This is a genomic window from Streptosporangium lutulentum (assembly GCF_030811455.1).
GTDB lineage: Bacteria > Actinomycetota > Actinomycetes > Streptosporangiales > Streptosporangiaceae > Streptosporangium > Streptosporangium lutulentum.
Map to the genome: position 1 here is coordinate 3104537 of NZ_JAUSQU010000001.1, position 13113 is coordinate 3117649.

Consider the following 13113-nt stretch of genomic DNA (forward strand, 5'->3'; position numbering starts at 1 on the left):
TCACCTCTGTCACAGGAATGGTGGAATAGGGGCCAGGTCATCGGATCGGTAGGTGAGAGCGTTTTCGACGTCGAGGATGCCCTCGATCCCACGGACCGCGGCGACCAGGCGTGCGATCTGTGAGCGGAACCCGATCTGGCCCGTCAGCGTGACCACGCCCGCTTCGATGCCGACGATCAGCTTTTCCGGGTTGATGTAGAGCTGGTTACAGACCTTGATGACCTCGCGTTCGATCTCCTCGGCCGGACGGATGAAGACCTTGAGCAGGTCGCTCTGGCAGACGGTGCCGGTGATGTGTCCAGTGGACGCGTCGATCACGGGCAGTTGCTTGATGCGGTGCTGGTGCATCAGCCGTGCCGCGTCCTGGACGGCGGTGTCCTTCGTGATGGTGATCGCGGGGGTGGTCATCACCTCTCTGGCCGTGCCGCCCGCTGCCTTGCGGTGCTCCTGACGTCTTTTGTAGCTATCGAAGACGCTGATTGAGCGCCCGCCGGAATCGGTCTCCCGGAGCAGGAGATCATCATCGGAGACCACGCCGATGGGGTGATCGTCGGCGTCGATGACGGTGAGTGCGCCGACCTTGAAGCGCCGCATGGCGTCGACCATCTCGGTGAACGACGTCTCCGGCCGCACCGCGACCACCGTGTCGCCCATGACTTCTCCGACCTTCATGATGAACCTCCTCACTACGACAATCACGGAGCGGTTCGGAAAGCGTCACCGGCGAAAGTCCCTGATCAGGAGGACTTATGGTCTGTCCTGCTCTGGGTGAGCTGCCCTCACAAGATGAGCTTCGCCCTGCCGGTGAACCCGCGGTCAAAGAGAGGCCAGAGAGAAGTAGGCCTCTTCCTCCTGGTCGAAGTGCAGGAGGAGCACCGCGTGCAGGCCGTAGAGGCAGGCGCACAGATCGTCGAGCTGCTCCGGACGCACTCCGCCGTCCTCGGCGAGGGCGAGGTGGCGGCCCAGCCGGCGCACGAGCCGTTCGATCTCCGCATGCGCCCTGCTCATGGTCATCGTGACCTCGGGACCGCCGAGAATGTGCCCCATCGCCGGATACAGCCGCTGTTCCTCAGCTCGTTCGTGCGGGAGCAGGCGTTCGGTGAGAAATCCATGGACCTCCCGCAGGAGGCCGCTTCGTGAGTTGACTGCGTTCGGTTGTCTCGATGGTCACGACCGGACCACCGCCACCGGGCATGAGGCTCGCCGAAGTAGCTCCTGGCTTACCGAGCCGAGAATCTGGGCCCGGACACGGCCCAGTCCTCTGGATCCGACGGCTAGCAGCGATGCGTGGCGGCTGTGGGACAACAGGACGGCGAGCGGCGGTTCGCTGAAGGTGCTGGTGGTGACGACCGGGCTGGAATGGTTTCTGGGCAGCGCGGCCATGGCCTCGGCGACCCATTGCTGAACCTCCTGCTCGGGCCGCGGCGAGGTCTGTGCCCGCGCATGAATCGCGTGCACCGGCAACCGGTGGATGCGGGCATGCCCGAGCGCGAACCTCAGGGCCGCCAGCGAGCCGGTGGATCCGTCCACTCCCACCACGACGGTCGCGGGACACGGCCGCGAGGCCGGCTCTGCTTGCGGAATGACGAGCACGGGGCAGAGCGCGTGGGCGGCGACGTGGGCGCTCACCGAGCCGATCAGCAGTCCAGCGACTCCGCCGAGGCCCCGGGAGCCGACCACCAGCATCTCCGCCGCCCGGCTGAGCGAGACCAACTCCGGCCCGGGGGTTCCCCGGATCAGGATCGAACGCACCTCCCGGCCGGACAGCAGCCGCTCAGCCAGTCCCATGCCGTCGAACAGGATGCGGCCCGCGAGCCTGCGCTGCTGCTCGGTGATCACTGCCTCGCACTCAGCGCGGGGACCGTCCCAGACATGGCAGACGGTCAACTCCGCTCGTCGCGCCCTGCACTCCCTCGCCGCCCACTCGATGGCGCTGCGACTGTGTGGCGATCCGTCGAACGCGACGATGATCTCTCGTCTCATGGGCACACCCACTCAGGTGCGATCGTTACGTCGCATCGAAGGTCGGTAAGGGGAGTGAATCGGCGAAATGAGCTCTGCGTCATCCCACGGGGGCGTGGGACGGCAGTACCGGGACCAGCCGGAACATCCCCGTCATCAGCTTCGGCGGCTCCTTGTCCTCGGTGATGCGGCCGGCCACGACCCGCAGCACGTCGGTGACGGTCATCATCCCCATCAGCTTCCTGTCCTCCCCTAGGACCCCGATCGCGTCGACACCGGCGTCGATCATGGCTGCCGCGGCGTTGGCCAGGGGCGTGCCGGGAGTGGTGTGCGGACAACGGCGATCGGCCAGCAACGCGTGGATTTGCATGCGTGACTGCTCGATCGGGCCACCGGACCAGTGGGCGGTGAGGTCTTCGCGGGTCACCACCCCGCGCAGGCAGCCATGTTTGTCGACGACCGGCAGGTGGTGGATACCCGCGCGGCGCATGATCTCCCAGGCCAGGAGCGGAGATTCGTCGTCTTCGACGACGACCAGCGTCCGGCTCATCACCTGCGCCACCGTGACGTTATGTGGATCCATCACACCTCCCCCACGGCGGCACCACCGCGACGGAGCAGCGAGCGTGGTGCAAGATCCCGTGGCTGACCGAGCCCAGCATGGCCGAGCCGAACCTTCCCAGCCCTCGGGAGCCGACGACGACCAGGTCCGCGGCGGCCGAGGCCTTGCAGATGACGTCGACCGGGTGCCCGCAGACCACCGTCTGCTCGACCTCGACCTTCGGATACTTCTCCCACCAGGCAGTAAGCGTGTCCGTGGAAACGCGCCGCTCGGCGGCCCGGATGTCCTCGATCAGCGACGTGTAGACGAAGGCGCCCGGTCCTACGACGGGCATCTGCCAGGTGTGGATCGCGTGCAGCTTGCTCTGGCGGCGGGAGGCTTCCTCGAAGGCGTACGCCAGCGCCGCCTCCGAGTGGGCCGAGCCGTCGAAACCCACGACGATCTGACCGCGGGTCTGCTCCGATGCGCCCCTGACGACCACGACCGGAGTGGCCACCTGCCCGGCCAGAGCCAAAGACACCGATCCAAGCAGCAACCCGGTGAATCCGCCCAGCCCGCGGCTGCCCACCACAACCTGTTCGGCGTCCTCGGCCTCACCTCGCAGGACCTCCGCCACCCGGCCCGCCTCCAGCACGGTATCCACCTCCAGATGCGGGGCGCGCCCACGCGCCAGCTCGGCCGCGCTCTCCAGCACGCTCTGGCCGTATTCGGTGATGGAGTCACGAAACCCCGGCGGAGTCTGCAGCGGGATATCACCGGTCCACGGCTCACACACATGAACGATCTTCAGCGCGCACCCGCGCCGCACCGCGTCATCGGCGGCCCACTCGACCGCGTCATCGGCGGGAGACGAGCCGTCCGCGCCCACCACTACCTGCGCTGTCATATCGACCTCCTCGGGTTCTCCTTCCATTCGACCGGTCACCGGCGTTTTCCGCAGCGGCCGAAAGGCCCATGGGGCAGGGACTTCCGGCCCCTACCGCCAGCCCGTCGCCCGCACCGGCGAGCGATTGACCCGGCTTTCCCACCGGGTCCGCGGTGAGATCCAGACTGCGTCGGCGGCTGCCGCCCTTCGCACGCGAATGTCCGATTAATGCCGACTCAGCGGCATCGGGACGAATGATGTCGCCGTCGGGACTTTGGTCCCTAGCGGAACATGCGGGGGAAGATGCCACGGTGGATCTATGAAACACGGAGAGTGCGATGAATGAGCGAGAACTGCGGCGCCTCTCTCGGGAGGAGTCCCTCCGCCTGCTCTCCGACGTGGCGATGGGGCGGGTGGTGTTCACCATGCACGCGCTCCCCGCGATCCAGCCGGTCAACCACGTCATCGACGGCGGAGACATCATCATCCGCACTCACCTGGGCGCGGCCATCACCATGGCGGTCGACGGCCATGACGCGGTGGTCGCCTACGAAGCGGACGCGATCGACCCGGACGACCATCTCGGTTGGAGTGTGATCATCGTCGGAATGGCCCGCCTGATCCATGATGAGGGGGATATCACCCGATATCGTCGGCTGTTGCGTCCGTGGGTGTCCGGCACGACAGATCACCTGATTCGTATCCGGCCCGAACTCGTCACCGGGTCCCGGCTGGTGATCTTCAGCCGGGCGGTGGGGCCGAAGGACCCCTGACATGGCGTCGAGCGTCGGGAAAAGCCTGCATCATGTCAAGCGTTGATGAAGGTGACGCACTACTTCGAAACGGTGAGATCACCCAGGTCAGACCGCTGCGAAGCACAGACCGCGCAGCCCTGCACGACCTGGTGGACCGCACCTCCGCCGAGGTGGCCGTCCTGATCGACGACCACGTACACGGGCGTGGCCTCGGCACCCTCCTGCTGGAACATCTGGCGATCGACGCCGCGGCCCACAGTGTGAGCGAGCTGATGGCCGAGGTGCTCACCGGGAACGGGGCGACGCTGAAGGTTCTTGCCGATCTCGGTCTTGCGATGACGCGCGAGTTCACGGGCAGCGAGGTGCGTGTCCGGATCGATCGGTGTCCCGCCGTACCGGAGTTGTCACCCGGCATCCAGCAGCAGACGCGCTCTCGGCTGCGTGCGGCCGCCGGTACCGACCCGGTCGATCTGACCGCCGACGGGCAGCGTGAGTGCCGAACTGCTCACCGACCGCGCCTTCCGCACCCCGCCGCTGACCGGCCAGGACGCCACGGAAATGATCCAGGAACTGCACTGCGCGCCGTTCCTGTTCGGATACGGGGGCCGCCCGGTGGCCGATACCTCCGCCCTGAAGGATCACATCGTCCGCGTGGCGAAACTCGTGGACGACCTTCCCCAGATTGCCCGCACGGGGTGTGGACCTCACCAAGTCAAGCGCCTGAACAGATAAGGTCTCCCGGCCGCAATGAACAGGACCTTTGGCCCTGTTCCCTCCGCTTCCCCTCGCCATAGCGTTCTCAATGAAAGGACATCCTCAGAGGCCGACGGTGAAGGTTCGGCGTCGTACCCGAAGCAGACCCGCCGTATGAGAAGAAGTTCAAGAACGCTACAACGGCAAGGAGAATCGGCCACCGCTGCGCACCCGGTCTCCGCCGACGACATCCACCTTTTGTTGGGAGAATCCCATGGCTGAACGCCTCAATGCTCCCGGTGACCTCGGCCGCCGGATCGCCAGGCGACGTGAAAGCCTCGGCCTGGACCGGGAGCAGCTGGCCAACCGCGCCGGAATCGACCCCGCCTACCTCGCCTACGTGGAGCAGAGGGCGGCCGCGCCTGCCATCGAGACCATAAACCGCCTGGCCTACGCTCTGGACACCAGCAGCGCAGAGCTACTCGGCGAGACCATCGACCTGCCGCCCGGGCGAGGCACCGCCGCCTGGCATCCTGAGCTGGAAAAACTGGACACCGAGGAGTGCTTGCGGCTCATCTCCCCCGGCGGAGTCGGCCGGTTGGCCTTCAACGACCTCGGCGGACCGATGATCTTGCCGGTCAACTATGTCCTTCACGAAGGCTCCGTGATCTTCCGCACCGCCTTCGGCGGCCCGTTCGACGCAAACCTGAGTACCGGGGTGAACGGCGTCGAGTTCAAAATCGCCTTCGAGGTCGATCGAATCGACGATGCCAACAGCGAAGGCTGGAGTGTGCTCATCCGGGGTGGTGTCCACCACGTCTCCACCGCCGAGGAACAGGCGGCTGTGATGACCTTGAACGTCCGGCCCTGGGCCGGCGGCGACCGCGAACTCTACGTCAAGATCACTCCTGCCGAGATCACCGGCCGCCGCATCTGGCACGGCCCGTGAGCTCCGCCAAGTCGGCTACGTAATCATCCGGGCGCTGCTGAAATACCGGTGGCGTCGCCTGCCCGAGGCGCGCTGGGCCGCCCGCGCCGCCGGATACGCCGGTGCGACGCTTCCCTGGCAGAGCGACAGCGACGGCCGGGAGAGTCGTTCAAAGCCACATGGATCCACGTTGAGCGCGGTCGTTCATGTCAGGGTGTCGGCACGTCTGCGCCCCGGCCTCTCCGCAACATCCCCGTGCGGCGGCCTCCAATGCGGACTCCGAATCACCGCCCGACACAATCGGCCGGATCCTTCCTGTGATCAGCTGATCAGCTCTGCCTTGGCCTGCGCCACCGCTGGTCGGCAAGCATCCATTCTTTCTCCCATGCGGCGTCACGACGCCGGTTCAGCAGCACCCGAACGCCTGCGAGACAGAGCGACAGGATCATCACAGCCCAGATCACCGCCATGATCATCGTGGACGCGGTGACCACGATCGTTCTCTGGTGGTTCTGCGGGGAAGCCGCCGGTCTGCCTGCTCCGTCAATCCAGATCTTGATCTGGGACCCGGCCGGCGTACTCGTCGGAAGTAGCACCTGACCTGTTCTCAGAGTTCCTCCCGGAGCGATCCACCGCACCGTCCGCGTCCAGCTTCCGGTGGCGCGCCATGGCGCATGGGGCTTGTCCACGACTTCGGCGGCGACCGCCCGCTGATGAGCCGGGTCGCCGACTTCCGCCCGAAGGCCGTTCGCATATGTCTGCCGGCCGAGTGCGACCATCGGCCACAGTCCGGCGATAAAGACCACCAAGGTCATCAGCACGGCCAGTGTCTCGATCCGATCCGAGCGCCTGCGCAAAGGATTGCCGTCAAAACGGTGAAGCCGCAGGCAGCGCATGATCCAATGGCTGAAGGAACGCATCGAATCACCTCCTGCCAGGGGTATGCCTCCACGGTCCGGTCTGTGCGCTCAGCACGCCAGGGTCCTTTGCTCGCCGCGTTCAAGGGCGAAAGTCCTTTTCTCATCGGAAAGAGGTCCCTTTCGAGCCGCGGCCGGTGAACATTCGAACAGAGGTTTACGCCACCACACCGGCAGCGGCTCGGAGGCCCTGATCTACAGGCCTCCTCGGGAGGCGGACGGCCGGCACCGAATCGGTCGGCGCCGCGTCAAGGCTGGGCAAAGCGACGTTCATTGAGATGTTCATTGATCGGTGCGGCCGTATCCCTTAGAGCCGACAGTCCCTACCCGAAAGGGCACTTGGACTCTAGGGGATGCCCTGAGGGTGATCGATGCTGCCTGTAAGAACCGAACCGCCGCCGAAGAGCGCGGCGCATTGCCGGATGTGAGTCGTATCGCCCGGCTTTGTTCGCCACCGTCGGACGACCACGCAGCGAAATGAACCGTCGACGGATCATCTGAACATTCGGTGTGACCGTCGCTCTTTCGCAGGCGGTTTCGATGACCGTGCCGGCCCGTATCACCCGCGGGCACGTTGGAGGCAGAGATGCACCATGTCACCGTCAAAGACGTGATGACCTGTCGGGTGATCTCCGTTGGCGAGAACACCTGTTTCAAGGACATCGTCCAGGTGCTCCTCACTCACGCGGTGAGCGCCCTGCCGGTGGTGGACGACGACGGCCATGTGGTCGGTGTCGTCTCCGAGGCCGATCTGCTGCACAAGGAAGAGCTGAGGGAGCCGTTCCTGGGCGAGAGCTACCAGCCGCATGCCTCGTCGGGCCGGGAGTTCTGCGTGGACAGGGCCAAGGGCGAGGCGGCTCGGGAGTTGATGAGCGCTCCCGCGATCACCGTCTCCATGGACGACTCGGTGGTGGCCGCCGGCCGCCTGATGGAAGGCAGCGGTGTCAAGCGGCTCCCGGTGGTCGATGTGCACGGCCGGCTGGTGGGCGTCGTCAGCCGCTGTGACCTGCTGAAGGTGTTCATCCGCTCTGACCGCGACATCGAGCGCGAGGTTCGCGTGGACGTTCTGGTGCGATCGTTGTGGATGGATACCTCGCGGGTCCAGGTCGCGGTCAAGGACGGCGTGGTGACGCTGAGCGGGCGGATGGCCCTGCGCAAGGACGCGCAGATCGCGGTGTGGATGACCCGGCAGGTCAACGGGGTGGTCGACGTGATCGACGCACTCACCTGGGACCGGGACAACACTCCTACCGGGGAGCGGTGTTGAAAGATCCCCACCAGCAAGATCAAATTATATGGCTGGAGTACTGAGGACCTTGGTCCCTACCTCCGGGGCCGCGAGGACGTTAGCGTTCAAGACATGATTCGCGTGTTCCTGGTCGATGACCATGAGGTGGTGCGCCGCGGCGTGGCCGCGCTGCTGGAATCCGAAGGCGACATCGAGGTGATCGGCGAGGCGGGAACCGCGGAGTCGGCGGTAGCCCGCATTCCGGCGCTCAGGCCGGACGTCGCGGTTCTGGACGTGCGCCTGCCCGATGGCAACGGAGTGGACGTCTGCCGGGAGGTCCGCTCCAAGATGCCGGAGCTGGCCTGCCTGATGCTGACCTCCTTCGCCGACGACGACGCCCTGTTCAACGCGGTGATGGCGGGCGCGTCCGGTTACGTGCTCAAGCAGATCCACGGCTCGGATCTGGTCGGCGCGGTCCGGACGGTGGCCGGTGGCCAGTCGCTGCTGGATCCGCAGACCACCACGGCCATGCTGGCGCGGCTGCGCGAGCAGGCCGCCCGTAAGGACCCTTTGAGCGCGCTGTCGGAGCAGGAACGGCAGATCCTGGAGTTGATCGGTGAGGGACTGACCAATCGGCAGATCGGCGAACGGATGTATCTCGCCGAGAAGACCGTCAAGAACTACGTGTCCAACCTGTTGTCCAAACTCAGCATGCAGCGCCGCACCCAGGCGGCCGCGCTGGCCGCACAGCTGAAGGCCGGTCGCCCGCGGTAAAGGAAACTTCACTCCTGCGGCGCGGCAGCGGCGCCCCGCAAGGCCTACCGGCTGTGACGTGTTCCGGCCGGCTGTCACTCTGGGCGGTGACCATGGTGAGGAACCTGCCGATCGCTTCTACGACCTCTCCTCGCCGAACGGGACACTCCAGACCATTCGGGTGCCGCCCTCGGGTGGGGAGCCGATCTTGAAGGACCCCCCCAGCCGTTCAGCTCGTTCCTGGAGGTTGCGCAGCCCGCTGCGCCTGCCATCGGCGGACAGCCCGACGCCGTTGTCGGCCACGACGAGGGTGAGCCGCTCCCGGCCGGCCTCCACCGAGACCTCGACCTTGGAGGCTTTGGCGTGACGTACGACGTTGGACAGTGCCTCGCGCAGCACGGCCGGCAGGTGCTCGGCGATCTGCGGCGGCACGTCGCTGTCCAGCCGGCCCTCCATGATCAGGCTCGGCATGAAGCCCAGGTGACCCCGTGCCCCCTCCACCAGGGCCACGATCTGCGCGCGCAGGCTCACCTCACCGTCCTGGGGGGAAGACTGCAGGGCGAAGATGGTCGAGCGGATCTGCCGGATGGTGCCGTCCAGTTCATCGATGGAGTTCTGCACCCGCGCCGAGGCTTCCGGCCGCTCGATCAGCCGCATGGTGCTCATCAGCGTCATGGCCACGGCGAACAGCCGCTGGATCACCACGTCGTGCAGATCCTTGGCGATCCGGTCGCGATCTTCCAGCAAACTCAGCCGCTCGGCGTCCATCCGGCTTTCGGCCAGCTCCAGGGCGATGGCGGCCTGACCGGCGAAGGAGTGCAGGGTACGCAACTCCGCCCGGCTGAACGGGATACGGCCCGAGCGTTTGCCCAGCGACAGCACCCCGCGTACGCTCCCCGACGCGCCGATCGGCACGGCGGCCACCGGCCCGAGCGAGATGTACTCGGCGATCACAACAGGTATCTCCGCCTCGGCCGGGTCGGTGACCATGAACGGCTCACCGCTGGTGAAGGCGCGGCCCGCCAGCGAATTGGCGATCGGCGCCTCGGCATGGGCCACCTGATCGCTGGCCTCCCCATCGGCGATCAGCGTTCGCAGGATCTGCCCGCTGTCATCCGGTAGCAGAACCGCCACGACGTCGGCCCCGGCCATCTCCCGTGCCCGCCGTGCTATCAGGGTGAGCACCCGGTGCGGATCGGCTCCCGACAGCAGGCTGGTGGTGACCTCCGCCGAGGCCTGCAACCACATCTCCCGGCGGCGGGTCTCCTCATACAGCCGGGCGTTTTCGATGGCGACGCCGGCCGCGGTGGCCAGCGCGGTGACGATCGCCTCGTCTTCTTCGTCGAACTCCCCGCCGCCGCGTTTCTCGGTGAGGTAGAGGTTGCCGAACACCTCGTCGCGAACCCGGACCGGCACCCCCAAAAACGAGCCCATCGGTGGATGGCCCGGCGGAAAACCATAAGATTCGGGGTGATCGGAGATGTGGGTCAGTCGCAGCGACTGCGGCTGTTTGATCAGCAGACCCAGCAGTCCGAGTCCGTGCGGCCAGTGTTCGATCTTGGCGATCTCCTCCTCGCTCAACCCCACCGGGATGAACTGAATCAGCGTGCTCTGCTCACCGGCTACGCCCAGAGCGCCATAAGTGGCGTCGACCAAGGTGGTGGCGGTCTCCACGATCCGGCGCAGCACGGTCTCCAGGTCCAGATCACTGCCCACGGCGACCACCGCGTTCAACAGCGCGTGTACCCGGTCGCGGGTGGCCAGAACGGCCTCCAGGCGCACCCGCAGCTCCGCCAGCAGCTCATCCAAGCGCATCTGCGGGATCAACGCACCGGGCTCGATCTTCGCCATACCCCAAGTTTCGCACCCATACGTGCGGACGCCCACCCCGGCGAGGAGTGGGCGTCCAGGTGTTTGAATGTCATTCACTTCAGGATCGGCAGGCGCCTGACCAGCGAGGTGCGGCCCCACCAGGCGCCGACGCCGAGGACGTCACCGGCGCCGGTCAGCGCCAGCCCGGCCAGCACGACGGCGTAGACGAGGTGCTCGTCCAGGAACGGGTTGGTCTCCAGCGGAAGCGCGGCGGCCCACATGAGCACCAGCAGCAGACCTCCGGTGATGGCGGCGATCCGAATGCCGGCGCCGAGGATGAGCGCGGCACCGACACCGAGGAGACCGATCATGAACAGCCAGTCGACCCACGCCTGCCCGGCCAGGCCGCTGAAGAAGCCGCCGAGCGCGTTCTCACCGGTGCCCTTGAGAAAGCCCGTGGTCGGGCTGCCGCCGGCGATCCAGGCGCGATCCGCCGGAGTGGCGAACCCCCAGCCGAGGAACTTGTCCAGGAACGCCCACAGGAAGGTCCAGCCCAGGCTGATGCGGGCGATCGCCCAGACGTAGCCGGCCGGACGGGTCGCGATCTCTGCCGGGGCGGTGTCCATGACGGGCGTGGTGTCCATGATGGGCGTGGTGAGATCTGTGCGGCTGCTCTGGCGGTGGCCTTTGGTGATCGTCATGGTTGCGCTCCCGGGGGCTGGTGGGCTCTGGTTTGTCTGGCTTAAGCACACCGTTTTCCGGGGTTTCCCGGCAGTGCCATACGACTTACGCGCCCAGCCCTGAAGGCCCTGTTTTACGGGACTTTCGACTCTGGATCGGATCAGTTCCTCCACCTCTTCCGGCCGTTGGAGGACAGACGCGGGGTCGGTTCGAGATGTTGCCGTGCACGTAGGTCGAAAGACCTCAGCATCAGGGACGTGTGGCCTCTGCCCGGCCCGGCCCCTGTCACGGTGAGATGGAGATCCGAGGACCCGATAGGGACAGGCAGGCCGACCCATCCTTGATGGCGGCTGAATCAATGCAAAAGAGCAAACCTGCAGGTCTGTCTGGTTGAAGTGTGGGCCCGCAGCGCGAGGGAGGTTCAGCGATGCACGCGACGGTCAAGAACGTCATGACCACGCAGGTGACGTCGGTCAACGGCAACACCCCGTTCAAGGAGGTCGCCGAGCTGCTCATCGCCCATGGTGTGAGCGCGCTCCCCGTCGTGGACGGCGAAGGGCACGTCCTCGGCATCGTCTCCGAAGTGGACCTGTTGCACAAAGAGGAGTTCAAGGAACGGTACTACCGCGAGGGCTACCAGCCGCCGCTACGCACCCGGTTGCGCCACCGCCTGGGCCAGAAAGGCGGCGACGGCCGAGCCAAGGCCCGTGGCGACACCGCCGCCGAGCTGATGACCGCCCCCGCGGTCACGATCCGGCCGCACGCCTCGATCGTGTCCGCGGTACGCCTCATGTCCGAACACGGAGTCAAAAGACTGCCCGTGGTGGATGCCGACGGGCTTCTTCAAGGCATCGTCAGTCGTCATGACCTGCTGAAGGTCTTCGTCCGCAGCGACGCCGACATCACCGAAGAGGTGCGCGAGAACATTCTCGGGCATTCCTTGTGGACCGCGCCCAACGATGCCACCGCCACCGTCGCGCACGGCATCGTCACACTGACCGGACGCATGCACCGGCGCGGCGACGCCCAACTCGCGGCGCGAATGATCCACCGGGTGAACGGGGTCGTCGACGTGATCGACAATCTGGAGTGGGACGTCGATGACACTCCGGCTTGGACGGGACGGTAAAGACACCGGTCTACGACATCACAGTCCGACAGCCATCACCGTCACCCACACCACCCATGCGGCGGCCCTTACCGATCTCCCGGTGAGCAGGCGCGCATGATGAGTGTGACCGGCGTGAAGTGCGCCACCGGCGGATCGACGCTCAGGCCGAGGATTTCGGCCAGGAACTGCGCCGAGGCTTGCGGGTCACGGGCGGGGACGATGGTGTGATTCAGTTCCACGGTCATAGTGACTCCTGTTCGGGGGCGGGGCTACGCGTGGTGGGGTGCTCGGTGGCCTTGGCGGCCCGGCATGGTGCATGGATGCGTGACTGCCCGGGGAAGGGCGGGGTCTCTCCGGCTGCCCTCCCCCGGACGCGGCCGCCGTGTCATACGTCGATCTGCTCGAAGATGTGCGGGTACGACACGACGTCGTCGGGGAACTCGGCCGCCATGCGCTGGAACTCTGGGCCGCCGAACGCCGTGGCGAGCGCCTCGGTCGACTCCCAGACCGCGACGTTCATCAGAAGCTGACTGTCCGCCGTTCCCTTGTGCATCTGCAGGGAGACGAACCCCGGCTGAGCCTTCACGAACTCGGCCTGCCTCCGAAAGAGGGCCAGGAACGATTCAGTCCTCTCCTTCGGGACGAAGAAGGTGTTGGCCAGGACGATGGGCCCGGTCTTCTCCTTGAACTGCGCGAACATCGGCGTGTGCGGGTCGAGACTCTGCAGCTTGGCCGTTCTCGGCACTTCCTCTCGCTATCGGTCAGTGGGTGTCGCCGGCGCCCGCGTGCTGGGGATACCAGCGGAGTTCGAGGGTGTTGGTGTCCGGGTCCTGGATGTAGATGGAG

General features: G+C 66.2%; 17 protein-coding genes and 1 pseudogene. 7 read left to right on the forward strand and 11 right to left on the reverse strand.

What is annotated here, in order from left to right; all coding sequences use genetic code 11:
• Window positions 1–9: 9 nt before the first annotated feature.
• The 5 genes from J2853_RS13875 to J2853_RS13895 form a co-directional block, all read right to left on the reverse strand.
• The gene (locus J2853_RS13875; protein ID WP_307557945.1) at window positions 10–672 is read right to left on the reverse strand and encodes a CBS domain-containing protein; all 663 of its coding nucleotides are present in this window, start codon (window positions 670–672) and stop codon (window positions 10–12) included.
• 144 nt (window positions 673–816) lie between these two features.
• Window positions 817–1125 carry a hemerythrin domain-containing protein gene (locus J2853_RS13880; RefSeq protein ID WP_307568673.1) on the reverse strand — a complete coding sequence of 103 codons (309 nt, stop codon included), beginning with the start codon at window positions 1123–1125 and terminating at the stop codon, window positions 817–819.
• 42 nt (window positions 1126–1167) lie between these two features.
• Window positions 1168–1983, reverse strand: coding sequence for a universal stress protein (locus J2853_RS13885; protein ID WP_307557947.1), 816 nt, complete (start codon window positions 1981–1983; stop codon window positions 1168–1170).
• A gap of 79 nt (window positions 1984–2062) precedes the next feature.
• A complete protein-coding gene (locus tag J2853_RS13890; RefSeq protein WP_307557949.1) occupies window positions 2063–2545 on the reverse strand; it encodes a CBS domain-containing protein in 483 nt (160 codons plus the stop codon).
• The gene (locus J2853_RS13895; RefSeq protein WP_307557950.1) at window positions 2532–3410 is read right to left on the reverse strand and encodes a universal stress protein; all 879 of its coding nucleotides are present in this window, start codon (window positions 3408–3410) and stop codon (window positions 2532–2534) included. Before J2853_RS13895 ends, J2853_RS13890 begins: the two co-directional genes overlap by 14 nt.
• A gap of 317 nt (window positions 3411–3727) precedes the next feature.
• On the opposite strand from J2853_RS13895, the gene J2853_RS13900 reads away from it, so the two are divergent.
• Window positions 3728–4162: a pyridoxamine 5'-phosphate oxidase family protein gene (locus tag J2853_RS13900; RefSeq protein ID WP_307557952.1), complete on the forward strand. Its 435-nt coding sequence runs from the start codon at window positions 3728–3730 to the stop codon at window positions 4160–4162.
• A 59-nt stretch (window positions 4163–4221) separates the two neighbouring features.
• On the opposite strand, the gene J2853_RS13905 is transcribed toward J2853_RS13900, so the two are convergent.
• Window positions 4222–4377, reverse strand: coding sequence for a hypothetical protein (locus tag J2853_RS13905; RefSeq protein WP_307557954.1), 156 nt, complete (start codon window positions 4375–4377; stop codon window positions 4222–4224).
• A gap of 256 nt (window positions 4378–4633) precedes the next feature.
• On the opposite strand from J2853_RS13905, the gene J2853_RS13910 reads away from it, so the two are divergent.
• The 3 genes and pseudogenes from J2853_RS13910 to J2853_RS13920 all read left to right on the forward strand — a co-directional run.
• Window positions 4634–4876, forward strand: coding sequence for an acetate--CoA ligase family protein (locus J2853_RS13910; protein ID WP_307557956.1), 243 nt, complete (start codon window positions 4634–4636; stop codon window positions 4874–4876).
• Between the two features lie 235 nt (window positions 4877–5111).
• On the forward strand, window positions 5112–5786 hold the full coding sequence (locus tag J2853_RS13915) for a pyridoxamine 5'-phosphate oxidase family protein (RefSeq protein ID WP_307557958.1): 675 nt from the start codon (window positions 5112–5114) through the stop codon (window positions 5784–5786).
• Between the two features lie 22 nt (window positions 5787–5808).
• Window positions 5809–5946: pseudogene (locus J2853_RS13920) on the forward strand (hypothetical protein); the annotation flags it as partial.
• A gap of 148 nt (window positions 5947–6094) precedes the next feature.
• Here the strand turns inward: J2853_RS13920 and J2853_RS13925 are convergent.
• A complete protein-coding gene (locus J2853_RS13925; protein ID WP_307557959.1) occupies window positions 6095–6685 on the reverse strand; it encodes an Rv1733c family protein in 591 nt (196 codons plus the stop codon).
• A gap of 583 nt (window positions 6686–7268) precedes the next feature.
• Here J2853_RS13925 and J2853_RS13930 point away from each other — a divergent pair.
• Together J2853_RS13930 and J2853_RS13935 are read left to right on the forward strand one after the other, a co-directional pair.
• On the forward strand, window positions 7269–7949 hold the full coding sequence (locus J2853_RS13930) for a CBS domain-containing protein (protein WP_307557961.1): 681 nt from the start codon (window positions 7269–7271) through the stop codon (window positions 7947–7949).
• Between the two features lie 93 nt (window positions 7950–8042).
• Complete coding sequence (locus J2853_RS13935) at window positions 8043–8684, forward strand: response regulator (protein WP_307557963.1); 642 nt, start codon at window positions 8043–8045, stop codon at window positions 8682–8684.
• Between the two features lie 117 nt (window positions 8685–8801).
• Here J2853_RS13935 and J2853_RS13940 read toward each other — a convergent pair whose 3' ends face one another.
• Both J2853_RS13940 and J2853_RS13945 read right to left on the reverse strand, forming a co-directional pair.
• Window positions 8802–10514, reverse strand: a complete 1713-nt coding sequence (locus tag J2853_RS13940; RefSeq protein WP_307557965.1) for a sensor histidine kinase — start codon at window positions 10512–10514, stop codon at window positions 8802–8804.
• Window positions 10515–10588: 74 nt separating this feature from the next.
• Window positions 10589–11119: a hypothetical protein gene (locus J2853_RS13945; protein WP_307568675.1), complete on the reverse strand. Its 531-nt coding sequence runs from the start codon at window positions 11117–11119 to the stop codon at window positions 10589–10591.
• A gap of 464 nt (window positions 11120–11583) precedes the next feature.
• On the opposite strand from J2853_RS13945, the gene J2853_RS13950 reads away from it, so the two are divergent.
• Window positions 11584–12285, forward strand: coding sequence for a CBS domain-containing protein (locus J2853_RS13950; protein WP_307557967.1), 702 nt, complete (start codon window positions 11584–11586; stop codon window positions 12283–12285).
• Window positions 12286–12353: 68 nt separating this feature from the next.
• On the opposite strand, the gene J2853_RS13955 is transcribed toward J2853_RS13950, so the two are convergent.
• Together J2853_RS13955 and J2853_RS13960 are read right to left on the reverse strand one after the other, a co-directional pair.
• Entirely contained in the window at window positions 12354–12512 is a 159-nt protein-coding gene (locus J2853_RS13955; protein ID WP_307557969.1) for a VOC family protein, read from the reverse strand.
• A 140-nt stretch (window positions 12513–12652) separates the two neighbouring features.
• The gene (locus J2853_RS13960) at window positions 12653–13012 is read right to left on the reverse strand and encodes an antibiotic biosynthesis monooxygenase family protein (RefSeq protein WP_307557971.1); all 360 of its coding nucleotides are present in this window, start codon (window positions 13010–13012) and stop codon (window positions 12653–12655) included.
• Between the last annotated feature and the right edge of the window lie 101 nt (window positions 13013–13113).